Below are 22632 nucleotides of genomic sequence, written 5' to 3'. Positions count from 1 at the left end.
TGGGATGGTGTCCGACGAACGGTGCTCCTGCAAGAAAAAGTAAAGTATGCCGTCGCGGGCAATCCAGGATCGGAGAACTAGCGGTACTTGGTCAAATCCAGTTTGTACCCCCCATGGCAGCAGCTCCGGATTTTTCCAATGCCTGTTACATGGGGGCCGGCGACCAGCGTATTCCCGGACGCCAGCCGGGCTAGCAGCTGTTCGCGGGTTTGCACGGCCTGGGCCGGGTCAACGTCGAAGCCGATGCTCCAGTGGGGATAGCGCAATTGCAGCAGGGTCGAATGAATCACGTCACCCCAAATGAGTACTTGTTGATCTCCGCTTTCGATCTGTACGCCGCTATGGCCCGGTGTATGTCCATGAAGTGGAATCAGATGTACGCCGGGGATAACCTGTTCACCTGCCTTGATGGCTTGGACGGCCCCCTCATAGGAGCGTAATACTGACGTTGCCAGTTTGAACAATCCGGCGTCCGCCATGCGAGGGTACTTTATCGGAGACGTAGCGTCGGTCCAGAATGCCAGTTCCTCCTCCGAAAGGAAAAGTGTGGCGTTCGGATAGAGCGGCGTTCCGTCATCCTTGATCAGTCCACCGATGTGATCCTCGTGCAAATGAGACAAGATGACGCCTTGAACCTGATCCAGGGAATATCCAGCAGAACACAACGCATCGGCAGCCTTGCCAAATCGCGGCCCGAGTTCGCGGCCGCAACCCGCATCGATCAACCAGAGCTCGTTGTTTCTTTTCAGTGCGAATGCGTTGATCGGCTCGGGCGACGGACCGGATGCTGGCAACCCGGCATTCTTAAAGAGTTCCTCACCCTCTGGCGATGCCGCTGCTTGAATCATTTCGGTGCCACAGAGAAAAATTCCATCAAGCAGTGTGATGAGCGTAAATTCTCCAATCTGGTATTCTTCAATCACTTCGTTATCCTATATATAAAATAAAATTGGATATAAATCTTTTAAACTCGTCGTTCGTCAGAGTTCTTGTTTCCGTTTGAACTGCAGGAAAATTGCGAGACCAGCGGCTATAGCGGACATAGTCATCAAAGCAGTCCAGCCACCCGTCTTCCAGGCGATGTTGGCTGCTCCTGATCCAACGGCACCAAATGCAAACTGCGAAGCCATGAAGACTGTATTGAAGCGGCCTCGCGCTGATCCCGCGATTGCGAATATGATGGACTGGTTGCTTATGAGAGACATCTGCACACCGGTAACCATCAGCACGGTGCCGATTCCAAGGCCGACAAGGCTTACCATCGGTATCATCAAAAGGAAACTCACCGCGACAGTAATGGATCCCAGACGAATCGCGCCCAGTGGACTGTTTTTTCCCGCGATGCGTATTCCCAGCGGAGCGATAACCACGCCGGCGAGTGCCAGCAGCCCATACATACCCGCGGCACCGCTGCTCAGCCCGAAACTCGGTCCTTGCAGAAGCAAGGCGAGAATCGTCCAGAAGGCGCTGAATCCGAAGAAAAGTAGGCTTTGAGTCAGTGTGGCCTTTCGGAGAACGGCGTGATCGCGGGCGACAATAAAGAGCGACGCCAGCAATGCGAGATACGACTCGCGGGACTCAGGACGGCGGCTAGGTAAACCGGTGGCTAGACACACCAGCATTAATACAGCGATAACTGCACCTACGATGAACATCGCGCGCCATCCAAACCAGGCACCAACAAGGCCGCTGATTGTTCGGGCAAGCAGCACACCTACCAATAGCGCGCTCGTGACAGTGGCCAGTATGCGCTCGCGACTGCGAGGCGACGCAAGTTCAGCGGCAAGGGGGATGATCTGCTGTGCGATTGTTGCGAACACGCCAATCAGTACAGAAATCATGGCCAGGCTATACAAGCCTGGCGCCACGCTTGCACAGCCCATTGCCAATGCAAGCCCGAGGCATTGAAGGAGTATCAGCAGGCGTCGATCGGCGCTGTCACCCAGCGGCACGAGCAAGATTAAGCCTAATGCGTAGCCGATCTGCGTCGTAGTCGCTATAAGACTGGCATTGGCACCAACGCCGAAGTCATTGGCAATCAGGCCAAGCAGAGGCTGGTTGTAATACTGACTACCGACGGCAAGTCCGGTCGCTGCCGATAGCAGCAGCACAAGCCCAAAGCTTGGCTCTCGGGAAGGAGAGGGTGGGGTGAGAACCTCCCGGTGAGAGGGATTCATGACGCAACTACTCCAAGTGTGTGGCGCTCCCGACTGCTCGAAAGAGCCGAGAATGCCGGAACAAACGTAGGGCGGGCACAAAAGCTCCATCCGGCTCAAGCGCAAGGGGAGTGAGCGCCCGGCTCCGATAACCGACTTCGGTAAATGGGGAAGGAGATGCCGGCGATCTGCGGTGCGGGGGCTATTGCGAGATGACGCGCAGCGGTGAGCCGTTCATCCACGCAATGAGGTTCTGCACGGTTTCTTCGTAGAAGACCTTGTAAGTCCCATGGGTGACGAAGCCGACATGGGGCGTCGACAGAACGTTGGGGAGTGTGCGAAATGGATGGCCTTCCGGCAGGGGTTCAGTATCGAAGACATCGAGAGCGGCGCCGGCAATCGTATGACGGTAAAGCGCGTCGACGAGCGCCGACTCATCAACGAGTGGGCCTCTGGACGTGTTGATCAACCAGCTACTGGCTTTCATCGACGCCAGTTCAGATGCGCCAATGATGCCTCTCGTGCGATCGGACAGCATCAGATGAACAGACAGCCAATCCGATTCCCGGAGTAAGGTCGCCTTGTCGACGCGCTGTACACCCACCGTCTGGGCAGCCTCGTCGGTAAGATTCTGGCTCCACGCCATAACCTTCATCCCGAACGCCTTGCCGACTGCGGCGACCCGCGCCCCGACTTTCCCCAATCCGAGCAGTCCAAGCGTGCTGCCTTCCAGATCGGCACCCACGCCGACCTGCCACCCACCTGACCGAATTGACTCGTGCTCCGCGGGGATATGTTTCGCGGCCGCAAGAATCAGGGCCCACGTGAGTTCCGGCGCGCCATTTGCCCGGCCGCCCGTTCCGCTGACGATTACGCCCTGCCGTCGCGCGGCATCCAGATCGATCGAGGCGTTATAGGGTGCATTGGAGCCAATGAACTTGAGGTTCGGAAGCCTCTGGATGATTTCGGCGGTCAGCGGTGTCCGCTCACGCATGACGCAAAGAGCGTCGAAGGGATGCAGTCGCTCAACAAGCGCATCCTCGCTATCGAGATGGTCGCTGAAGACCACGATATCTGCATTTTCAGAGACGGGCGACCAGTCGGCGCTTTTCAGCGCCGCGCCCTGATAGTCGTCGAGGATTGCTACTTTTCGCATTTCTTTCTCCTGCTTGGATCAAGTAGGGTCGCGTCATTCCGAGTGGGGACATAGGACCTTGTGCGGTGATGTTGACTCATCGGCATGTATGTGGCAAATTGATTGGTCTTATATGACATATCTCTGTCAAAGATGAGAAGCACCTCTCTACGGACCCTTGATCTGAACCTTCTTCACGCTTTTTCGGTCCTGATGGAGGAGCAGAACGTCAGCCGCGCGGCCGAACGCTTGTATATCGGTCAGCCGGGGCTATCTAGCGCGCTACGACGGCTTCGGGACGCACTCGGTGACGAACTCTTTGTTCGTGTCGGCCGGGGGTTGCAACCTACGCCGAGAGCATTGGCGATTGCACCGGAGATCGCGGATGCCTTGGCGACCATCGAGCGTGCAGTGCAGCCCCCGGAATCATTCGATCCGGCGACCTGGCACGGAGAGTTTCGCGTTGGTATGTGCGACAACTTCGAAATGGCATTTTTCGGAACACTGACTGCGCGTATTCGGGAGCTCGCGCCCCATGCACGCGTAGTGGCTGTGGCTTCGACGAAGCGAGATTCAGTCCAGTTGCTCGAGAAAGGCGCGTACGATTTCAGTGTGGCCGTGCATGGCGAACCGGCGTCGTGGCATATTCGCGAGTCGTTGTTTGATCAGCGACTGGTTTGTCTCTATGACCCGAATCGGCTGAATTTGCCCGCGAATCTGAGCGTCGAGGATTATTTCGCTGCGCAGCATGTGATCGTTTCGTCCGGTGGAAGCGACACCACGGCGCTTGATGATTTTCTCAATGCTACCGGCGTCAAGCGCAACGTGATTGCCGGCGTGTCACGTTATTCGGCTGTAGCCCCTGTTTTACAGGCGGTGCCTGCCGTTGCGACTGTTCCAGAGACAGTCGCGCACTGTATGGCCCGGCTTTACGGTCTGCAGGTATGCGTACCGCCTCTCGATTTCCCGGTTGAGCCAATTTCGATGCTCTACCGCAAAACCGATTTTGCCGACGGACGTGCAATCTGGTTTAGGCGGCTTTTTACTGATGTCGCCACAACTGCCTTGCACGCATCGCGTTGCCAGGCGCAGCCTGCCTGCTCCACTTCGATGGCGGATTAGCGCGAAACGTTGGCCAGTGCTCAAGACGCGGGGCGCGGGGTGCCTTGCGAATTCCCATTTTGTCGCTGCGATAACTCGATCTGGCTGCACCCGGCTTGCGCCCCCAATTCCTCAAAGAGGCGAGCTCGCCGCGAGCCGCATAGAAATCGGCGCCATCAACGCTACCTCACGACTCATCACCGCACAGATTGATCACCCGCTTGATTGCATCGAGCCGATCGGACTTCGCGCGCCGCTCGTGACGTTCGTCCGGGATGCTCGCCGGATCGACGATATCGCTCCGTGCGCTTGTAGCGCGCGACAGATCTAGGACGCGTGTAAGCACGAGCCTAGCACCGTCTATGAACGCTAGATGGTGAAAGCCATGATGTCCGGCGAAGGGCACGAATGACTGGTCATGTCCACGATAGGCGTTGTGGACGGAGTGACTCAGACAGTCGAGATCGCGCCGAAACGGCAAACTCGCCGACATCCGACGGAATGGAAGCGGACAATCGTCGAACTAACCATCGAGCCTGGCACGTCGGTTGCCCGTGCCGCTCGTGAGAACGGCATCAATGCTAATCAGGTGTGGGCATGGCGCGTGGCGTCGCGATCCGGAGGCGCAACTACTTGTTCGCTGGTGCCGACACTGGCGGCGAACGCGCAGCCGCGATGTATAGCCTGATCGGCACGGCGCGCTTGAACGGCCTCGATCCCGAGGCGTATCTCGCCTACGTGCTTGAACGCATCGCCGACCATCCGAATAACCACATCGATGAGCTGCTGCCGTGGAATGTGGCGCCGCTCCTACCGGTTTCCGTGCGCATCACAGCAATTCATTAGCCGCTCACGTATTCTTCTTCGACGATATTCCCGATCGGGCGGGTCGATGCTGATAGAGTTCCGACGGGGTATCTGAAGACATACAGTCGACCCAACGCCTTTTACCGTGAACGAGAGAAGTACGATGGTCTCCGGCACTGCATAGCGAACGCATTACCATAGGACAAAGAGGGCGCCTTGATGGCCCGAAGATGGAGATCATCGGCTTGACATTCAGACTGCGACGAGCGCCGCGTTATTACATAGCGATAGACCACGCAGGGCGACAGGAGCCCGCCATCAGCGAACGAGTTCAACGGACGTGGAAATATCGACAGCTGTTCTCGTTGGGGGGGCGACAATCCCACTCGGTATAGACGCGAAGAGGAGTATCGGCATTTTGCGTTCCGATGGAGCCACGCTGGTGCCGCCTCGTGAGAACACAGGGGAAAGCGCGCGGACTGAGCCGCCCGCATAACACACGCTGCCTGTCTCTATGACGCCTGATGTCCTGCCCAAACTGCGGGCCGCCGATTGATCCAGGGCCGTGCTCGTTCGAGCTGCCCGCCGAGTCGCAGCAATTTATCTTCTCGCCCGAATGCTCCCGCGAATTGCATTCCGATCGGCACGCCTGTTTCCGGATGACTTTCCAGCGGTACCGACATCGCGGGAACACCGGCGACGTTGAACGGCGGGGTAAAAGGCGAATGCCGAAATACACGCTGGGTCCATTCGAGACCGCTCATCGATTCCGCGCCCTCGCCGTACTCTCCAATGCGCGGCGGCATGCGCGGCAGCGTCGGCGTGAGCAGCACGTCGAAGTCTTCGAACCAATGCCCGACCGCCCGCGTCACGACGTTGCGCATCGCCAGCGCGTCGGCGAATGCGGACGCCTTTTCTTCCTTGCCATAGCGATAACAGGCCAATGTGGCGGGCTCCAGCGTCGTCTCATCGATCGGGCGCCCTGTCGCAGCAGCCAAGCCGTCGATCCAGCCGACCAGCGTCGCCGTCCAGATCGTCGCGTTCATCTGCACGAACGAGTCCCACGACACACCAAGTGACGGCCGTACTTCGAATACCGTGTGACCGAGGTCCTTCAGTAGCCGTGCCGTCGATCCCATCGCTGCCGCGATTGCCGGGTTGGTTCGATCCGCACTCCACGGATCGGTCATCATGCCGACTCTGAGCTTGCCTGGTTCGCGGTCGACCTGCGACAGGAAGCTGTGCTCCGGCGCGGCGGTCAGGTAAGGCTCGCCGATCGCGTGTCCTTGGATCGCATCGAGTAGCGCGGCGCTGTCACGCACACTCCGGCTCACGCCAAGTTGCACGCCGAAGCCAGCAAAGACTTCATCGAGGGCGGGCCCGTTCGAGCTGCGCCCGCGCGTCGGCTTGAGTCCGAACAAGCCGTTATAGCTTGCCGGCACCCGGATCGAGCCGGCGGCATCGGTGGCATGTGCGAGCGGGATGGCGCCGGCTGCGACTGCGGCGGCGGCTCCACCGCTCGAACCGCCGGCGCTCGAATCCGGCTGCCAAGGATTGCGTGTCGCGCCCTGCAGCGTGGATTCAGTGGTCGTGCTGAACGCCATTTCGGGCGTAGTCGTGCGGCCAATCGTGACGAGTCCGGCTGCGCGGAACCTCGACATGAGGTACGAATCGGCCGGGGAGACGACTCCACGGGCGAGCCGGCTTCCGAGCTCCAGCCGCTTGCCGCGCATGGTGACCGCGAGATCCTTGACCAGAAACGGTACGCCAGCGAGCGGACCCGCGCAGTGTTCCGGGGCGCCTCCGCTCTCGCTGGCCGGCCAGTGCTCGATAACCGCGTTGATCGCCGGATTGACTGCCTCGATCGCCGAGCGGGCGAGCTCGGCAAGCTCTGCGGGCGTGACTTCGCGATCTGACACGCGTTTTGCAAGCCCGATTGCATCGTGACTTGTGTATTCGCTGAGATTCATGTGCGCCTCCAGGTTGAAGACGACAAGATATTGCGGGAGCGTGCTGGCGATTAGCCCGGGTTGTCGGCAAGGATTAAACCATTGGTGGCACAATCTCCGTGCTAGGCTCGCGCCATCAACAACGCTCAGCCGGGATGTATGCGTCGATGACCAGGGATCTCAACGACACGCTCGTCTTTCTTCGCGTCGTGCAATCAGGCAGCTTTACTGCGGCAGCGATCGCGTTGCAGATTCCGAAGACGACGGTCAGCCGGCGTGTACGGGAACTCGAGGCGTACCTCGGTGTGCGCCTGTTGCACCGAACCACGCGCAAACTGCGGCTCACAGAAGCGGGTACGGCTTACTTCGAGCATTGCAGCAATATCGGCAGACAGCTCGACGAGGCGGAGAACGCCGTGCAGCGCATTCGCGGCGCCCCCGCAGGCTGGCTACGCGTGACGCTGCCGTATTCGTTCGGTGTCACATGGATCGCGCCATTGATTGCCGGATTCTGCTCGCGCTATCCCGATGTGCGGCTCGATATTCTGGCTACGCATGTGCCATTGGATCTTTTCGACGACGAAGTGGATGTCGCTCTGCGTCTTGGCGTCCTTCCCGATTCCAGTCTGGTGGCGCGGCGACTCGGGACCTTTTCGACGTCGGTCTATGCGAGTCCCGCATATGTCGAACGGCACGGCTCGCCAGCCGTACCCGACGAACTTCGGCTCCATCCTTCGCTCGCACTTCATCAGGCACGCAGCGACAACGGCTACACCTGGCCTCTGCGCAAGGTCGGACGGAAGTCGACTCACTATTCGCTGGAACCGGTGATCGTCGCCAGCGACCCTGCGCTCATTCTTGACGCCGCCCGCGCCGGAAAAGGTTTGTTGTTGGCTATGGATGCCAGCATGGCTCCTGAAGTCGATGCAGGGCGCTTACTGAGAGTGCTGCCCGAATGGATAGGTCCACCGCAAGACCTGAATGCACTGTTCCCGCGAGAGCGAATTCCGTCGCCCAAGCTGCAGGCTTTTCTGAGCTATCTCAAAACGCAATTGCGTTTCGGTGATATGAGGTGACAGACATTGCAGGCTTTCGCATTCGGCGAATGACTCCAGTAAGGCCATTAAGAGCCACTCCATATTTGACGTCGAACGGACCGAGTCCTGCCGGCTCCGGTTATTCAATGAAGATGCGTTGCGCTTATAGCGGCGATCTACAACGCCGTGCACTTTGCCCGAAGGCAACCTCACACCTTGTGTCGCTTTCCAAACAGGCCATAGGTATTCTTCACGATCTTTACCCATTGACCGGTCCGAATGGATACGTTTTTCCGAGTCGACGCCCTGGCCGGCCGATGTCGGACGGCATGATCAACGCCGCGTTGCGCACGTTAGCCAATTCCGGTCAGAAAATGACAGGGTATGGACTCCGAGCGACTGCACGAACTTTGATTTGCGAACAGTTGGGATATGACAAGGAGATCGTTGAGAGACATCTCGCTCACTTCGCGGGCGTGCTGCAGGCCGATGCGTTCGCTGGTTACGCCGAGTTGTACCACGACATCCGTGTCCAGGAAGCTGCCTGCATGGTGCACGCGCGTCGCAAGATCCATGATCTGTACGCGGTACGTCCTAACGCTGTGACAGAGGAAGCGCTACGCCGGATCGGCGTGCTCTACGAGATCGAGGAATAGATCCGCGGCAAGCCACCTGATGAACGACGTAGCGCGCGTCAGGCGCGAGCGGTGCCACTGCTCGACGCCATGAAGCGGTGGTTCGAAGCGACGCTCACCACGCTCTCTGCGAAATCCGACACGACCAAGGCGATTCGGTACGCGCTGAATCGCGGGCCGGCGCTCATCTACTACTGCCGCGACGGGCGAGTCGAGATCGACAACCTGATCGCCGAGCGGGCGCTGCGTGGCGTCGCGATCGGGAAGCGTAACTACTTGTTCGCAGGCGCCGACTCCGGTGGTGAACGGGCCGCCGCGATGCATAGCCTGATCGGCACGGCACGCCTGAACGGCCTCGATCCGGAAGCGTAGCCTTCGCACGCATGTGGATCTGCGAGCACCAGCGGATGAAGTAGAACTTCCTCCAGCGGGACGCGCTTGTGTGTCAGCAGTGGATGCCGAGCGGGTAGCGCAACTACCAGTGGGTCATCCCAGACGGCTTCGGCGATCCGGGTCTGCGCGCTTCGCTTGCGTGGGCGTATGCGATCGTTGTCTGTCCAGCCATCTTTCCTGACTTCATTCCCTCGTCTGCTGTAGTGTGATGGTATCGAGGAGCGGGTTCGAAAGAGGCTGACGGTATCGCGCCTACAAATCGTGCAGAGACGGTGAGTGTCCGCGATTTTCAAACAAAGTGGGCGCTGGTCCTCCGGTGCGTTCCGACCACAACCGTCAACTGCCGGGCACAATTTCCGGTATCGCTGACGGTATCGACGTCAGCAGAGCCGGTGGGAATCCCTTCCCCACAAGGGTCCGGCCATTTGGTTGACAATCGAGTGGGTATGCTTCCCGCCAAGAGGAATGCCGTCAGCGCTGGCCGGCACACTGGTTCTTCTGCTGCCAAATAAACGTTGCCCCGCTTCCTGGAAGGCGGATTCATGACGGCCTTTCAGCTCTGCGGGTTCGCTCCGCAAGTACGCGATCGGAAATACTCAGACGTTCGAACATCTGTAGATTGAACCGCGCGGATGTGTGACGATATGTTGGACCGACTGCATCATGGATGCGATGGCCATCGGTTGCGCGGCACATGACAGATGCTGTTGCGCTTGGTTTGGGGTGCAGCGGCACGCAGTATCTCGCGTCCGCTTTTTAGTGTCTTTTTAGTGTTCGGGCCGGGACGGGAGGAATCGAGTTTGAGGGGCCGGAGCGGAGGGCCTTGCGGGCATTGGCTCACATCACGAGCACGATCCAGAGTTAAATGATTTGTGATCACCTGCCGCCGCAAAATTTTGCACAATGGCGGCAGCGCGGCCCGTTGCCGCGATTCGCCCCCGGCACCCCGGCCAGCCGGACCGGGGCCGGCCCGAACCGATACCCGACCGCGGCACCGACGTGCCGCCGCCCGCCGCCATGGACCAACCGAAACGCATCCTGATCGTCGAAGACGATGCCGACATCGCCGACGTGCTGAGCCTGCACCTGCGCGACGAGCGCTACGAGGTCGTGCACAGCGCGGACGGTGCCGAGGGGCTGCGCCTGCTCGAACAGGGCGGCTGGGATGCGCTGATCCTCGACCTGATGCTGCCGGGCGTCGACGGCCTCGAAATCTGCCGGCGGGCGCGCGCGATGACGCGCTACACACCGATCATCATCACGAGCGCGCGTTCGAGCGAGGTGCACCGGATCCTCGGCCTCGAGCTCGGTGCCGACGACTATCTGGCCAAGCCGTTCTCGGTGCTGGAGCTCGTCGCACGTGTGAAGGCGCTGCTGCGGCGCGTCGATGCGCTCGCGCGCGATTCGCGGATCGACGCGGGCACGCTCGACGTCGCGGGGCTGGCGATCGACCCGATCGCGCGCGAGGCGAGCGTGGACGGGGCGCGTATCGACCTCACGCCACGCGAATTCGACCTGCTGTATTTCTTCGCGCGGCACCCGGGCAAGGTGTTCTCGCGGATGGACCTGCTCAATGCCGTGTGGGGCTACCAGCACGAAGGCTACGAACACACGGTCAACACCCATATCAACCGGCTGCGCGCGAAGATCGAGGCCGATCCGGCCGAACCCGTGCGGATCCTCACCGTGTGGGGCCGCGGCTACAAGCTCGCCGCGCCGGGCCAGCGGGACGCATGATGAAGCTCACGCTCACCCAGCGGCTGTCGCTCGTGTTCTCGGTGCTGCTGCTCGCATGCTCGGGCGCGTCCGCGTGGCTGCAGATCCGTGCGAACGACATGCGCGAGCAGGAAGTCGTGCAGGGGCTGTCGCGCGACCTGGCCGCCAATATCGTCGACAGCGTGACCCACAGCGCACCGCTGATGGACGCGAACGGGCTGCGCCCGGACGCCGTGCGAACGCTGTTCGGCCAGTTGATGGGCGTGAACCCAAGTGTCGAGGTCTATCTGCTCGACAACGCGGGGCGCATCAAGGGCGACGATGCGCCGCCCGGCCACGTGAAGCGCGACCGCGTCGATCTCGCGCCCGTGCAACGCTTCATCGCGGGCGAGCCGTTGCCGATCCTCGGCGACGACCCGCGCAGCCCCGATGCGCGCAAGGTGTTCAGCGCCGCGCCGCTGCAGCGCGCGGGGCAGCCGCCGTCGGGCTACATCTACGTGGTGCTGCTCGGCGAGGCGCACGACCGGCTGGCCGCGCGCGTCGACGCGGGCAACGTGCTGCGCACGACGCTGTGGTCGATGGCGCTGGTCGCGCTGCTCGGCCTGCTCGCGGGCCTCACCGCGTTCAGCTTCATCACGCGCCCGCTGCGCCGGCTGACGGACGCGATGCGCCGCTTCGATGCGAACGGCACGCCCGACACGCAGCCGCCGGTGCCGCGTTCGCGGCCGGGCCGCCGCGGCGACGACATCGTCGTGCTCGAATCCGCGTTCGCGCAGATGGCCGACCGGATCGGCGACCAGTGGCGTGCGCTGACGCACCAGGACCAGCAGCGGCGCGAACTGATCACGAACATCTCGCACGACCTGCGCACGCCGCTGACGTCGCTGCACGGCTACCTGGAGACGCTGTCGCTGAAGGCCGACACGCTCGCCGAGACCGAACGGCGGCGCTACCTGTCGATCGCGCTCGCGCAGAGCGCGAAGGTCGGCCGGCTCGCGCAGGCGCTGTTCGAGCTCGCGCGGCTCGAATCGGGTGGCGTGCAGGCCGAACGCGAGCCGTTCTCGCTCGTCGATCTCGTGCAGGACGTGTTCCAGAAATTCGAACTGACCGCGCAGGCGCGCGGCGTCGCGCTGCATGCGCGGATCCCGCCGCGCGTGCCGCCGGTGTCGGCCGATCTCGGGATGATCGAGCGTGTGCTGACCAATCTGCTCGACAACGCGTTGCGCCACACGCCGCAGCACGGCGAGGTCGAGGTCGCGCTGGAGCCGCGCGGCGACCGCGTGGTCGTGACCGTGGCCGATACCGGGGAGGGGATTCCGGCGGCGCGGCGCGAAGGGCTGTTCCAGCGGCCGCAGCGGCCGATGAGCGGCGGCGCGGTGACGAGCGGCGGGCTCGGGCTGCTGATCGTGCACCGGATGCTGGCGCTCAACGGCAGCAGTATCCGGCTGGTCGACCAGGCCGGGCGGGGTGCGGTGTTCGAGTTCGCGCTGGCGGTGGCGCCCGGGTCTGATGGCGTGCGCTGATGCGCGGCAAAAAAATTAAACGGGGCGCGAACCGGATGTCCGCGTGCGGCCCTCTTGGCAGGTGAGAGGTTTTCTCTCGACAACCTGAAAGAGGCTCCCGATGTTTTATGTGAAGAATGTTCCCGCGTGGGAACGCGTGGTCCGGATCGTACTGGGTGCGGTCGTTGCCGTGCTGGCGCTGGCGTGGCTCAAGGGCGTCGCCGGCATTGTCGTCGCGGTGGCGGCCGCCGGTATCGTCGTGTCCGGGATGGTCGGCTTCTGTCCGGCGTGCGCGATGGTCGGCCGCCGTCTCGACAAATCGCTCAAATCGAAGGATTGACATGCCGACGGACGAGCAACGGCTGAACGCGATCGAGGCCGCCCGCGCGGGCGACCCGCTCGCGCTCGAACGGCTGCTGCGGCTGTGCCAGCCCGACGCGCGCCGCTATGCGCAGCGCAACTGCTTCATTTCCGACGTCGACGATGCGGTGCAGGAAGCGCTGCTGATCGTGTCGCGCAAGGTGACGTCGGTGCGCACGCTGGCCGCGTTCTCGGGCTGGCTGTTCAGCGTCGTGCGCCGCGAACGCCGGCGGCTCGGCCGCACGGCATTGCACTACGATCCGTACGACGAGGAGAAGGTCGACCGCTGGCTGGCCAGCCGCGACACCGACGCGTTGCGGCGCGAGCTGGTCGACGCGCTGGAGTCGCTGCCGCAGGACTATCGCGACATCCTGCTGATGCGCGATTTCGAGGAGCTGACGATTGCCGAGATCGCGGCGCGCGTCGGGCTGTCGTCGTCGGCCGCGAAAAGCCGCCTGCACCGGGCCCGCACGCTCGCGCGCGAATACCTGCTCGCGTAGCCGGCCGTGCTCGTCGGCCCGGCTCAGCCAGCGGTCAGGCTCACCCGCCGCGCTTGCGCCGCACGTCGCTCGGCGTCATGCCGGTCCAGCGCTTGAACGCATGGCGAAACCCCACGGCGTCGCTGAAGCCGAGTGTCAACGCGATGTCCTCGGTGCTGAGCGTGGTCGTGCTGAGGTAATCGATCGCGAGCGCCTTGCGCACGCTCGCCAGCAACTCGCTGTACGACGTGCCTTCGGCTTCGAGCTTGCGGCGCAGCGTGCGCGACGTGATGCACAGAATCGCCGCGATCGCGTCGATGTCCGGAAACTGCCCGGGCGTGCGCGTGAGTTCCTGGTACACGCGCCGCGTGACGCCGGCCTGACTGCGCAATTCATCGAGCAGGCTCGCGCAATGCGATGACACCTGCGCGGCGGTAATCGGATTCGCGAGCTGCGGCGCGCGCGTGAGCCACGCGGCCGGGTAGCTGAGCACGTGATGCGGCTGGTCGAAGGCGATCGGGCATTCGAGGGCATCGGCCAGCAGTGCCGCGTGTGCCGGCTGCGGTTGCGCGAACTGCGCACGCGCCGGCACGCACCACGCGCCCATCACGTCCTTGATGATCGTCACGTGCAACGCGAATTGCATGTCGATCAGGAAACGGTACAGCGGCTCGTCGAGATCGGGCAGCGCGACTTCGTGCCGGTCGGGAAACTGCCACGACGCGGTATCGCCCTGTTCGACCCAGCGGATCGCGAGCATGCCGTTCGCGAGCCGGTGATATTTGACGGCCGATTCGAACGCGTGCGCGAGCGATTCCGAACACAGCATCGCGTAGCCGTACATCCCGTAGCTCGACACGTGCAGCCGATGGCCGACGCGCACGCCGAGGTCGGTGTCGTCGTAGCGGCCGATTGCATTGCGCGCGGCCGTGAGGAACTGCAGCGGCGACGTGAGCGTGAACGGGTCCGCGACGGCGGCCGGCGTGAGGCCGGTGCCGTCGAGCACGGCGCTCGGGTCGAGGCCGAGTTCCCGGGTGACGCCGACGAGCACGGCCAGCTTGGCCGGCGAGAAGCGTTTTTCCCGCGACGCATGGGCGGCGGGCGGGGTGTCCGGCAGCGGGGCGGCGCCGGCGGCCGTCGGGGTCTGGGGCGTACTGCGCGGCATGGTGGGTTCTGCGTCCGATTCGATATCGTTTACGGCCCGCAATTCTGCTCGGGATCGGTCCCATGCGCCACAGGGTTCACCCTGATATGCGGGCCGGTGGCACCCGGCGCGGGCTGGCCCGCGAGCAGGGTCAAGCAGTCTGGAACACGCCGGCCTACGACGCGAGCGGTTTCGCGAGCCGGTTCCGCGTGTCGATCTGCGCGACGCTCAGCGTGAGCGTCGCAAGTGCGTCGCGATCGAAATGCTAGCCCATCGCGTCGACGCGCCCGTCGTCGATCGCGTTTTCGCTGATGAGGCGCCTGTCGCTTCTGCTTCCGGTCGAATGTCTTGCCGTGATCACGGGTGAATGGATAGCGATACTGATCGTTTGGCAGGTGATTCGGCCGGCGCGGTTCGTCGTGTGGCGCATCCGCTTCGCGGGCGGGGCAGGGCACGATACCGAGGCGCCCGGCGAACCGGAAGCGAAGCGAGCGTGTCAGGTCGACGCAGCGTCAGGAACGGCCCGGTCCCGGATGGTGTTCATGCGAATGAACCGATCGTTCGGCCGTCGAGGCGACGGCGCGCTCAGCCGCGACCGTCAGGACGGGTACGCAGGATGGCATCGGCGAATTCGACGAACCCGCTGCCGCCCGGGCCATGCGTGATCCACCGCGGCGGGACGGGCAACTGCGGCAGATAGTCGACCACGGTGCTCATGCCGGCGGTATGAGTGAAGTAGCCGAACATGGGGGCATCGTTGGTGGAATCGCCGGAATAGGCGACGCATTCGCGCGCCGCGTCGGCATCGATGCCGAAGGTGTCGGCCAGCACGCGCAAGGACATCGACAGTTTGTCGTATCCGCCGACCCATCCGATGATCCACAGGTTGTTGATGGTCACGTCCGCGCCGGCCGAGAGCAACGTATCGCGTATCCGGTCGTCGAGCGCGTGGCCGGTACGTGCATAGGCGAGCGACGTCAGCCGGAAATCCTGGTCGTCCGCCCGGCGCGCGGCCGGCACGCTCGCCTCGACCTGCTGCGCGATGCGCCGGAGTGCCTGGCGCGCGTCGTCGAGCGCGTCGCCCGCGTGCCAGTAGTCACGTTCGACGCCGTGTTCGTCCGGGCTGCGCCGGAGGAAGAGTCCGCCGTTCTCCGCGATCACGCCGTCGACCGGCCACATGCGCGCCATCTGGTCGCACCAGCCGGCCGGCGCCGCGGTGACCGGAATCACGCGCAGGCCGCGTGCCTGCAGGCGTTCGAGCGCCGCATAGGTATCGGCGGCCAGGCGGCCCCGGTGGGTCAGGGTCTCGTCCATGTCGGTCAGCAGGAGGCGAACGGACGAGAAGGCGTCAACGGGTGCCAGGGAAAGCGGCTGCATGGTTTCGACGGAGGGAGGACGGTCGCCGATTATGAAGAAGCGCGCCGGGGCGCGCTATGTCACTTGATGCTTTGCAATTCGTGTGGGGGAATATGCGCGCCGGCAGCGCGGCGGGCGCGGTTGCCTGGACAGGCGAAACCGCCAGCATGTCCGTTTCGATCATCTTTTCGGCCACCCGGATCATTTTCAAAGCGCGCCGCGTGGGCGATAGTCGCCGGTCAGGCGATGGTCCGCGCTTCTCCGGCGTGCAGGCCATCGTGCGAACGGCGCGGCCGGCGCGCCGTCCCCCGTGGAGTGAGACATGACGAAGAGACACTGGACCGGGTCGTATGGCTCGATCCCCGCCGAGATCGATCCCGATCGCTTTCCTTCCGTAAGCGCGCTGCTGGACAACGCGATGCGCCGTTTCGCCGATCGCCCGGCGTTCCATTCATACGGCCGCACGCTGACCTATGCCGACGTCGACCGTCTGTCGACCGCGCTGGCCGCTTATCTGCAGCAGATCGTGGGCGTGCGCAAGGGCGATCGCGTCGCCGTGATGCTGCCGAACGTACTCGCGTTCCCGGTCGCGTTCGTCGCCATCGCGAAGATCGGTGCGATCCAGGTCAACGTGAACCCGCTCTACACGGCGCGCGAGCTCGAGCATCAGCTCAACGACGCGGGTGTCGAGGTCGCCGTGGTGTGCGGCGGGTCGATGGGCACGTTCGCCGAGGTGGTCGGGGGCACGCGCGTGCGCACCGTGCTGAGCGTCGGGCGCGGCGATCTCGGCGTCGTCGATGCGCCGGCCGGCGCATGCGACGCGCTGCCGCCCGGCTCGGTCCCGCTCGCGGACGCCATCGCCGCCGGGGAATCGCTCGCGTGCGAACCGGTCGCGCTGAGCGGCGCGGATCTGCTGCTGCTGCAGTACACGGGCGGCACGACAGGGCTGTCGAAGGGCGCCGCGCTGTCGCACCGCAACCTCGTCGCGAACATCGAGCAGTTCGGCGCGATCGTGCCGGCGGCGCGCGAGCCGGGCGAGGAGGTCGTCGTCACGGCGATCCCGCTGTATCACATCTTCGCGCTGACGGTGAACTTCCTGTCCTACTTCGCGATCGGCGCGCAGAACTGGCTGATCGCGAACCCGCGCGACATGGACGGCTTCATCGACGTGCTGAAGGTCGCGCGGCCGACGGTGTTCGTCGGCGTGAACACGCTGTACGCGGGGCTCGCGGGCCATCCGCGCCTGACGGAAGTCGACTGGTCGCGGCTGAAGCTGTCGGCCGGCGGCGGCGCGGCCGTGATCGACGTGATCTCGTCGCGCTGGAAGGCGGTGACGGGCAATTTCATCCGCGAGGGTTACGGGCTGTCGGAAACGTCGCCGGTCGTGTCGTTCAACCCGCAGTCGATCGACTCGTTCACGGGCACCACGGGCCTGCCGCTGCCGTCGACCGACGTGAAGCTGCTCGACGACCAAGATTGCGAGGTGGCGATCGGCGAAGCGGGCGAGATCTGCGTGCAGGGGCCGCAGGTGATGGGCGGGTACTGGCAGAAGCCGGACGCGAATGCGGCCGCGTTCACGGCCGACGGCTATTTCCGCACCGGCGACGTTGGCGTGTTCGACGAAGCCGGTTTCCTGCGGATCGTCGACCGCAAGAAGGACATGATCATCGTGTCGGGCTTCAACGTGTACCCGAACGAGGTGGAGGCCGTGGCGACCGGCGTGCCGGGCGTCGCCGAATGCGCGTGCATCGGCGTGCCGGACGCGCGCACGGGCGAGGCCGTCAAGCTGTTCGTGGTGCTGGCGCAGGATGCCTACGTGACGGAGGAGCAACTCGTCGCGCATTGCCGCGCGAGCCTCGCGGCCTACAAGGTGCCGAAGCTCATTCGCTTCGTCGACCGGCTGCCGAAGTCGACCGTCGGCAAGATCCTGCGCCGGGAACTCAGCCGTACCGACTGATGGCGTCGGCGCGCCGCGCAGGGCCCGGCGCGCCGAGAGCCCGGAAGGCTCCGCACGGGCCGCTCAAGTACAATGCGAGCGGTTCGATCGACGGGGACGCGATGACTGGTTCAGATTCACTTTCCGCCCAGCCCGAGCCTGCGCCGGGGCGTGCACTGCCGTCGCCGAGCGCGACGGTGCCGATCTCGCTCGTCAACGGCTTCCTGGCAAGCGCGGGCGTGCAGCGCGACGTGGTCGAGCGCTACCTGCGCGGGGCCGGCATCCCGATCGAGCTGCTCGGCGAACCGCATGCGCGCGTGACGGAGGAGCAGTTCTCGACGCTGTACCGTACGCTCGCGATCGACCTCGACGACGAGATGCCCGGCATCTTCTCGCGCCCGCTGCGCGGCGGCACGCTGAAGTACCTGTGCCTGAGCCTGCTCGATGCGCGCAACCTCGAAACGGCGCTGCATCGTTTCGGGCAATTCTTCCATATCCTGCTCGACGATTTCTTCGTCGAATCGAAGCGCGACGGCCTCGTCGCGCAGGCGGTGCTGCGCCCGAACGACGCGATCGGCCCGATCGGCGCGCTCGGCCAGGAACTGATGCTCAAGCTCGTGCACGGCGTGTGCTCCTGGCTGATCGGGCAGAAGATCCCGCTGCTGCAGATCGAGTTCGCGTGCCCGCGGCCGCGCCATGCGGTCGACCACCTGTACTTCTTCACCGGCGCCGTGCAGTTCGACTGCGAGCGCACGCTGATGCGCTTCAGCGCGGACTACCTCGACGCGCCGATCCGGCAGAGCAAGCGCAACCTGCGCAAGTTCCTCGCGCGCGCACCCGGCGACTGGATCTTCGAATCGTTCAGCGAACAGCTCGTGTGCCATCGCGTGCGGCAGTACCTGTCGGAAGCGTTGCCCGACCTGCCCGTGATCGATCACGCGGCCGAGCACCTGCATTGCTCGGTGCGCACGCTGAGCCGCCACCTGGCCGCCGAAGGGACGACGTTCCAGGTGCTCAAGGACGAACTGCGGCGCGACATCGCGATCCAGCGGCTGACCGACACGCCCGACACGATCGCGGCGATCGGCGCCGACATCGGCTTCGACGATCCCAGCGCGTTCCACCGCGCGTTCCGGCACTGGACGGGGAGCACGCCCGGCACTTACCGGCGTCGCGCGTAACGGGTCGCGTCAAGCTTCAAGGTAGCCGGTTCCCATAACCGGCTCCCTTCGCGCGCTCCCATGGACGGCGCCCATCGGCGGGTCGATTCACGAATCGGCGGGACACGCGGCGCGCCCGCTGCCGACGCTGCGCACCGTGCTCGCGACCCGGGCGGCGAACTGCTCGATCATGCGTTGCTGTACGCGGACCATGTCGGCATAGCTTCCGGGGATGGCCTCGTTGAGCCGCGTGCTGCACGAAATGCGCGTGCCCGGCGTGCCCGGCATGCCCGGCGTGTCCTGCTGCACGCCGACGGCCCAATCGGCTTCGAACTGGGCCATGCGCCCGGGCCACGCATCGAAGCGCCGCACCTGCGTGCGGATGCTCATGACGGTCTGGTTCGACGGACGCGGCAGGCCGGTAACGTTGTGCGCGCCCAGTTGCTCGACGAGCGCCGACGAAAGCGCCGCGCGCAACTCGTCGCCGAGCGGGGCGACCCACCGTTCGTTGTCGAGTATCACCGCGCGACCCGTCCCGCTGCGCACGACCATCTGCTGCTGGTCGAGCTGGGCGGGGATGCCGATCGGCAGCACGTTGATCGCCAGCGGTGCGGCGGCGCGCGCGGTCGCCGCCGCCGCAGTCGCCATCGTGGTCGCGGCCGGCGACACCAGCGTGTAGTAATGCACCGGGTTCGACGCGCAGGCGGTCAGCGCGATGACGGCGCCGGCGCCCAGGGCGATCGTCCTGGCGCGAATCGGAAAGCTCATGGTTGTCGTGGCTCCTGCTCGACAGGCGGGGTTGAAGTGTCGGTCGGCGCGATCGGTGCATGATCGGCCCCGGTTCCCCGGAGCAGCGATTCGGGCCGGCGGCCCAGCATGTCGGTCAACGTGCGCAACGATCGCGCGGTACGCTGGACTTCGGTCAGCGTGTTCGCCAGGTTTTCCTGCAGCGGGCCGTCCTCCGCGATGCCCTGGCGCAACGCGCCGAACGTCTGGTTCGCCTGGTCGAGCGTGCGCGTCGTCGACGGCAGCAACTGGTCGTTGACCTGCCTGAGCGTTGCATCGAGGTTCGTCAGGCTCGAATCGACATGCTTGCCGATCGAATCGAGCGGCATCTTGTTGACTTTGTCGACGATTTCGGCGATCTGCTCCGGCAGCTTGTCGAACGTACTCGTGACGGTGGGCAATGTCAGCGGCGTGGCATTGGCATCGAACGGTACCTTCCGCGCGTTTTTCACAAAATCGAACGAGATGTAGAGCTGCCCCGTCAGCAGGTTGCCGGTGCGCGTTTCCGCCCGGAGCCCGTGCTCGACCAGACCCGCGAGGAACTGGGCCGCGCGCGGATTGCCGTTGCCTTCGGTCTTCTGCAGTTTCTCGACGACGGGGCCGAGCCGGTACGGATAGACCTTGACCATGACGATGGACTGGAAGCGCCGTGTGGCGCTATCGAAGTCGAGCTGGGTCGAAACGACCTTGCCTATTTCGATGCCGGAGAATTCCACCGGTGCCCCGACCGCGAGCCCGCGCAACGGCTGTTTGAACTTCAGGCGAATGAGCTGGGAAGGCCCGTCCGGAACAGCCATCGCGGACGCTTCGTTGGCGGCGAGCCTGAACACGGTATTGGGGGGCGCGACCGTTGCGCTGCTGTCGTCCGGCGTCGCGAACGTGAGGCCGCCGCCCATGATCGTCGCGACCGACTGGGTCTCCAGCTTCAGGCCGTTCGCGTCGAGTGAAAGATCCATGCCGCTCGCATTCCAGAAGCGTGTATCGGTCGTCACCAGGCGATCGTACGGCGCATCGATGAACACCTGCAGGTTCATGTCGTGCGTTTCCATATCGAGCTTGTACGACGCGACGTGACCCACCAACAGATGGCGGTAATAGACAGGCGAGCCGATATCGAGCGAGCCGAGATCGGCGGCCTGCAGCGCGAAGCTCGTCCCCGGCGTGCCGTTGATGACGGTAGGCGGCGTTTCGAGCCCGGTGTAGGCCTTCCGAGATTTGTCCGAGCGGCCCGTGTCCATGCCGATGTATGCGCCGGAGAACAGCGTATCGATGCCCGAGACACCGCTCATGCCGACGCGGGGCCGCACGACCCAGAACCGCGTGTCGTCGCGAATGAGGCTACGCGCATTCTTCACGAACGACACCGTCGCGACCACGTGCGAACTGTCGTCGCTCAGCGAGATGGCGGTTACGGTGCCGATCACGACGTCCTTGTACTTGACGGGCGTCTTGCCGGCTTCGAGGCCTTGCGCGGTGTTGAACGTGATCGTGATTTCCGGTCCCTCGGACAACCACGCGTGGATCACCATCGACAGGCCGATCAATGCCGCGACGAGCGGCACGAGCCAGACGAGCGAAGGCCGCATGCGGCTGCGTGTCACGGGCGGGTCGTGGGGTTCTAGGCCTTGCGGGCCGGATGCAGGATTCATGCTTCCTCGGCGTCCCAAATGAGGCGTGGGTCAAAACTCATCGCGGAGAGCATCGTGAGAATGACGACCATGCCGAAAAACAAAATGCCGGCGCGCGGCTCGATCTCGGACAGCGGACCGAACTTCACCAGCGCACAGATGACCGCGACGACCAGCACGTCGAGCATCGACCAGTAGCCGACCAGCTCGACCGCGCGGTACAGCACGGCCCGCTCGCGCATGGCCGACACGCTGCGCCGGCCTGTCGTGACGAGCAACACGCCGAGCGCGAGGAACTTCGTGCACGGCACGACGACGCTCGCGATGAAGATGACCGACGCGATGCCGTACGAGCCGCCTTTCCAGAACACCACGACGCCGCTGAGGATCGTCGCTTCGCTGTGGCTGCCGAGCAGCGTGGTGCGCATCACCGGCAGCAGATTGGCCGGGATGTAGAAGATCAGGCTGGCGATCAGGAGCGCCCACGCGCGCACGATGCTGTTCGAGCGACGGGCGTGCAGCGCGGCCCCGCATCGCGGGCAGCATTCCGCTGCGGCGGCGTGCGGAGGCGCCGCCTGCACGGCGGATGTGTGCGTGCGGCAGACGAGGCCGCACGCATGGCACCCGACCATGCCCAGCTGGCGGGCGCGCACGGGCAGGCTCATGGGCGGCCTCCGGCGGGTTCCACCGGCTCGACCCGGTCCCATAGCTGGCGCGTATCGTGACCCGCGATCAGCGGGATCAGCACCATCAGCACGGCCGTGGCCCACAAGCCGGCGCCGGGGATGATCTGCATGATGCTGGACAGCTTGATGATGGCGATGAGGATGCCAAGCAATCCAACCTCGATCATGCTCCACGGCCGCAGCGCGACGAGGAGCCGCATCAGCGGGCCGAACGCGGGCGCGCGATGTCCCGCGCGGGCAAAGGCCAGCAACCAGATCAGCGTGGCGATCTGCAGGAACGGCACGACCACGATGGCGAGAGCCGTCGGAATCGCGATCGGCGCAGCGAAACCCTGGGCGAGCGCGAGCGCGGATTGCCACAGCGTGGCTTCGCTATGCAGTCCCTGCACGCTGATCCGCATGATCGGGCAGAAGTTGGCGATGACGAACACCACGCCTGCCGCGACCGCCAGCGCGAGCCACCGGTCGATATCGAGCCAGCTCGATCGAAACAGCACGGCCGAACACCGCTCGCAACGCGCGACCTCGTGAGGCGCCAGCGCGCGGCGTCGGTAGACGCTGTCGCAATGCTCACAGGCGATCAGGGTTGGAAACGTGTCCATGGGTTCGTGTTGTGCGCGCATGCGTACTCGATGATTTGCTGCGCAGTGTGCTTCGCGTCGATGG

Annotated in this window: 20 protein-coding genes and 3 pseudogenes; 12 read left to right on the top strand and 11 right to left on the bottom strand. The window is 64.1% G+C overall.

The window, feature by feature from the left end:
• Positions 1-77: 77 nt before the first annotated feature.
• From QZM67_RS11715 to QZM67_RS11705, 3 genes are all read right to left on the bottom strand, one after another.
• Entirely contained in the window at positions 78-923 is an 846-nt protein-coding gene (locus QZM67_RS11715; RefSeq protein ID WP_301802969.1) for an MBL fold metallo-hydrolase, read from the bottom strand.
• Between the two features lie 57 nt (positions 924-980).
• Positions 981-2177: an MFS transporter gene (locus QZM67_RS11710; RefSeq protein WP_301802967.1), complete on the bottom strand. Its 1197-nt coding sequence runs from the start codon at positions 2175-2177 to the stop codon at positions 981-983.
• A 181-nt stretch (positions 2178-2358) separates the two neighbouring features.
• The gene (locus QZM67_RS11705) at positions 2359-3312 is read right to left on the bottom strand and encodes a D-2-hydroxyacid dehydrogenase family protein (RefSeq protein WP_301802964.1); all 954 of its coding nucleotides are present in this window, start codon (positions 3310-3312) and stop codon (positions 2359-2361) included.
• 132 nt (positions 3313-3444) lie between these two features.
• On the opposite strand from QZM67_RS11705, the gene QZM67_RS11700 reads away from it, so the two are divergent.
• From QZM67_RS11700 to QZM67_RS11695, 3 genes and pseudogenes are all read left to right on the top strand, one after another.
• On the top strand, positions 3445-4413 hold the full coding sequence (locus tag QZM67_RS11700) for a LysR family transcriptional regulator (RefSeq protein ID WP_301802961.1): 969 nt from the start codon (positions 3445-3447) through the stop codon (positions 4411-4413).
• A gap of 397 nt (positions 4414-4810) precedes the next feature.
• The gene (locus QZM67_RS39935; RefSeq protein WP_367620440.1) at positions 4811-5080 is read left to right on the top strand and encodes a transposase; all 270 of its coding nucleotides are present in this window, start codon (positions 4811-4813) and stop codon (positions 5078-5080) included.
• Positions 4996-5238: pseudogene (locus tag QZM67_RS11695) on the top strand (transposase domain-containing protein); the annotation flags it as partial. The gene QZM67_RS39935 and the pseudogene QZM67_RS11695, both read left to right, overlap by 85 nt.
• A gap of 473 nt (positions 5239-5711) precedes the next feature.
• Here QZM67_RS11695 and QZM67_RS11690 read toward each other — a convergent pair.
• A complete protein-coding gene (locus tag QZM67_RS11690) occupies positions 5712-7169 on the bottom strand; it encodes an amidase (RefSeq protein WP_301802956.1) in 1458 nt (485 codons plus the stop codon).
• A gap of 146 nt (positions 7170-7315) precedes the next feature.
• Here QZM67_RS11690 and QZM67_RS11685 point away from each other — a divergent pair, with 146 nt between their 5' ends.
• Positions 7316-8224, top strand: coding sequence for a LysR family transcriptional regulator (locus QZM67_RS11685; protein ID WP_301802953.1), 909 nt, complete (start codon positions 7316-7318; stop codon positions 8222-8224).
• 410 nt (positions 8225-8634) lie between these two features.
• Positions 8635-9189, top strand: a pseudogene (locus QZM67_RS11680) (IS66 family transposase); the annotation flags it as partial.
• Here the strand turns inward: QZM67_RS11680 and QZM67_RS11675 are convergent.
• A pseudogene (locus tag QZM67_RS11675) lies at positions 9186-9329 on the bottom strand (LysR substrate-binding domain-containing protein); the annotation flags it as partial. The pseudogenes QZM67_RS11680 and QZM67_RS11675 overlap by 4 nt on opposite strands.
• 901 nt (positions 9330-10230) lie before the next feature.
• Between QZM67_RS11675 and QZM67_RS11670 the strand changes: the two are divergent.
• The 4 genes from QZM67_RS11670 to QZM67_RS11655 all read left to right on the top strand — a co-directional run bounded on the left by QZM67_RS11670 (position 10231) and on the right by QZM67_RS11655 (position 13291).
• Positions 10231-10950: a response regulator transcription factor gene (locus QZM67_RS11670; RefSeq protein ID WP_039353478.1), complete on the top strand. Its 720-nt coding sequence runs from the start codon at positions 10231-10233 to the stop codon at positions 10948-10950.
• Positions 10950-12452 (top strand): HAMP domain-containing sensor histidine kinase, encoded by a 1503-nt coding sequence (locus QZM67_RS11665; RefSeq protein ID WP_301802949.1) that lies wholly within the window; start codon positions 10950-10952, stop codon positions 12450-12452. Before QZM67_RS11670 ends, QZM67_RS11665 begins: the two co-directional genes overlap by 1 nt.
• Before the next feature lie 100 nt (positions 12453-12552).
• On the top strand, positions 12553-12771 hold the full coding sequence (locus tag QZM67_RS11660) for a DUF2892 domain-containing protein (protein ID WP_301802946.1): 219 nt from the start codon (positions 12553-12555) through the stop codon (positions 12769-12771).
• A gap of 1 nt (position 12772) precedes the next feature.
• Positions 12773-13291, top strand: a complete 519-nt coding sequence (locus QZM67_RS11655) for an RNA polymerase sigma factor (RefSeq protein ID WP_301802944.1) — start codon at positions 12773-12775, stop codon at positions 13289-13291.
• A gap of 40 nt (positions 13292-13331) precedes the next feature.
• Here QZM67_RS11655 and QZM67_RS11650 read toward each other — a convergent pair whose 3' ends face one another.
• On the bottom strand, positions 13332-14435 hold the full coding sequence (locus QZM67_RS11650) for an AraC family transcriptional regulator (RefSeq protein WP_301802941.1): 1104 nt from the start codon (positions 14433-14435) through the stop codon (positions 13332-13334).
• Positions 14436-14999: 564 nt separating this feature from the next.
• On the bottom strand, positions 15000-15791 hold the full coding sequence (locus QZM67_RS11645) for an HAD-IIB family hydrolase (protein ID WP_301802938.1): 792 nt from the start codon (positions 15789-15791) through the stop codon (positions 15000-15002).
• 56 nt (positions 15792-15847) lie between these two features.
• On the opposite strand from QZM67_RS11645, the gene QZM67_RS11640 reads away from it, so the two are divergent.
• Genes QZM67_RS11640 through QZM67_RS11630 form a run of 3 tightly spaced genes read left to right on the top strand, consistent with a single transcriptional unit; the run spans position 15848 to position 18887 of the window.
• Positions 15848-16096 (top strand): hypothetical protein, encoded by a 249-nt coding sequence (locus QZM67_RS11640; RefSeq protein WP_301802936.1) that lies wholly within the window; start codon positions 15848-15850, stop codon positions 16094-16096.
• On the top strand, positions 16093-17727 hold the full coding sequence (locus tag QZM67_RS11635; RefSeq protein WP_301802933.1) for an AMP-binding protein: 1635 nt from the start codon (positions 16093-16095) through the stop codon (positions 17725-17727). Before QZM67_RS11640 ends, QZM67_RS11635 begins: the two co-directional genes overlap by 4 nt.
• The gene (locus QZM67_RS11630; protein WP_043185763.1) at positions 17727-18887 is read left to right on the top strand and encodes an AraC family transcriptional regulator; all 1161 of its coding nucleotides are present in this window, start codon (positions 17727-17729) and stop codon (positions 18885-18887) included. Before QZM67_RS11635 ends, QZM67_RS11630 begins: the two co-directional genes overlap by 1 nt.
• 87 nt (positions 18888-18974) lie before the next feature.
• Here the strand turns inward: QZM67_RS11630 and QZM67_RS11625 are convergent, their stop codons facing one another.
• From QZM67_RS11625 to QZM67_RS11610, 4 genes are read right to left on the bottom strand one after another with little or no spacing between them, the layout of a single operon-like run.
• Positions 18975-19634, bottom strand: a complete 660-nt coding sequence (locus QZM67_RS11625; protein WP_301802930.1) for a membrane integrity-associated transporter subunit PqiC — start codon at positions 19632-19634, stop codon at positions 18975-18977.
• Positions 19631-21253, bottom strand: a complete 1623-nt coding sequence (locus tag QZM67_RS11620; RefSeq protein WP_301802928.1) for an intermembrane transport protein PqiB — start codon at positions 21251-21253, stop codon at positions 19631-19633. The genes QZM67_RS11625 and QZM67_RS11620 overlap by 4 nt, the downstream gene beginning before the upstream one ends.
• A gap of 44 nt (positions 21254-21297) precedes the next feature.
• Positions 21298-21945 (bottom strand): paraquat-inducible protein A, encoded by a 648-nt coding sequence (locus QZM67_RS11615; protein ID WP_301802926.1) that lies wholly within the window; start codon positions 21943-21945, stop codon positions 21298-21300.
• On the bottom strand, positions 21942-22589 hold the full coding sequence (locus QZM67_RS11610) for a paraquat-inducible protein A (RefSeq protein ID WP_301802923.1): 648 nt from the start codon (positions 22587-22589) through the stop codon (positions 21942-21944). Before QZM67_RS11610 ends, QZM67_RS11615 begins: the two co-directional genes overlap by 4 nt.
• Positions 22590-22632: the final 43 nt, after the last annotated feature.

The sequence above is a fragment of the Burkholderia sp. AU45251 genome, assembly GCF_030482905.1.
In the GTDB taxonomy this organism is placed as follows: domain Bacteria; phylum Pseudomonadota; class Gammaproteobacteria; order Burkholderiales; family Burkholderiaceae; genus Burkholderia; species Burkholderia aenigmatica.
This window is presented reverse-complemented; position numbering and strand designations above follow the sequence as displayed.

Bases quoted from the DNA above. Each gene is read 5' to 3' on its own strand.
- QZM67_RS11710 (WP_301802967.1), bottom strand. From the start codon at position 2,177: ATGAATCCCTCTCACCGGGAGGTTCTCACCCCACCCTCTCCTTCCCGA.
- QZM67_RS11705 (WP_301802964.1), bottom strand. From the start codon at position 3,312: ATGCGAAAAGTAGCAATCCTCGACGACTATCAGGGCGCGGCGCTGAAA.
- QZM67_RS11700 (WP_301802961.1), top strand. From the start codon at position 3,445: ATGAGAAGCACCTCTCTACGGACCCTTGATCTGAACCTTCTTCACGCT.
- QZM67_RS39935 (WP_367620440.1), top strand. From the start codon at position 4,811: ATGTCCACGATAGGCGTTGTGGACGGAGTGACTCAGACAGTCGAGATC.
- QZM67_RS11690 (WP_301802956.1), bottom strand. From the start codon at position 7,169: ATGAATCTCAGCGAATACACAAGTCACGATGCAATCGGGCTTGCAAAA.
- QZM67_RS11685 (WP_301802953.1), top strand. From the start codon at position 7,316: ATGACCAGGGATCTCAACGACACGCTCGTCTTTCTTCGCGTCGTGCAA.
- QZM67_RS11670 (WP_039353478.1), top strand. From the start codon at position 10,231: ATGGACCAACCGAAACGCATCCTGATCGTCGAAGACGATGCCGACATC.
- QZM67_RS11665 (WP_301802949.1), top strand. From the start codon at position 10,950: ATGAAGCTCACGCTCACCCAGCGGCTGTCGCTCGTGTTCTCGGTGCTG.
- QZM67_RS11660 (WP_301802946.1), top strand. From the start codon at position 12,553: ATGTTTTATGTGAAGAATGTTCCCGCGTGGGAACGCGTGGTCCGGATC.
- QZM67_RS11655 (WP_301802944.1), top strand. From the start codon at position 12,773: ATGCCGACGGACGAGCAACGGCTGAACGCGATCGAGGCCGCCCGCGCG.
- QZM67_RS11650 (WP_301802941.1), bottom strand. From the start codon at position 14,435: ATGCCGCGCAGTACGCCCCAGACCCCGACGGCCGCCGGCGCCGCCCCG.
- QZM67_RS11645 (WP_301802938.1), bottom strand. From the start codon at position 15,791: ATGCAGCCGCTTTCCCTGGCACCCGTTGACGCCTTCTCGTCCGTTCGC.
- QZM67_RS11640 (WP_301802936.1), top strand. From the start codon at position 15,848: ATGTCACTTGATGCTTTGCAATTCGTGTGGGGGAATATGCGCGCCGGC.
- QZM67_RS11635 (WP_301802933.1), top strand. From the start codon at position 16,093: ATGACGAAGAGACACTGGACCGGGTCGTATGGCTCGATCCCCGCCGAG.
- QZM67_RS11630 (WP_043185763.1), top strand. From the start codon at position 17,727: ATGGCGTCGGCGCGCCGCGCAGGGCCCGGCGCGCCGAGAGCCCGGAAG.
- QZM67_RS11625 (WP_301802930.1), bottom strand. From the start codon at position 19,634: ATGAGCTTTCCGATTCGCGCCAGGACGATCGCCCTGGGCGCCGGCGCC.
- QZM67_RS11615 (WP_301802926.1), bottom strand. From the start codon at position 21,945: ATGAGCCTGCCCGTGCGCGCCCGCCAGCTGGGCATGGTCGGGTGCCAT.
- QZM67_RS11610 (WP_301802923.1), bottom strand. From the start codon at position 22,589: ATGCGCGCACAACACGAACCCATGGACACGTTTCCAACCCTGATCGCC.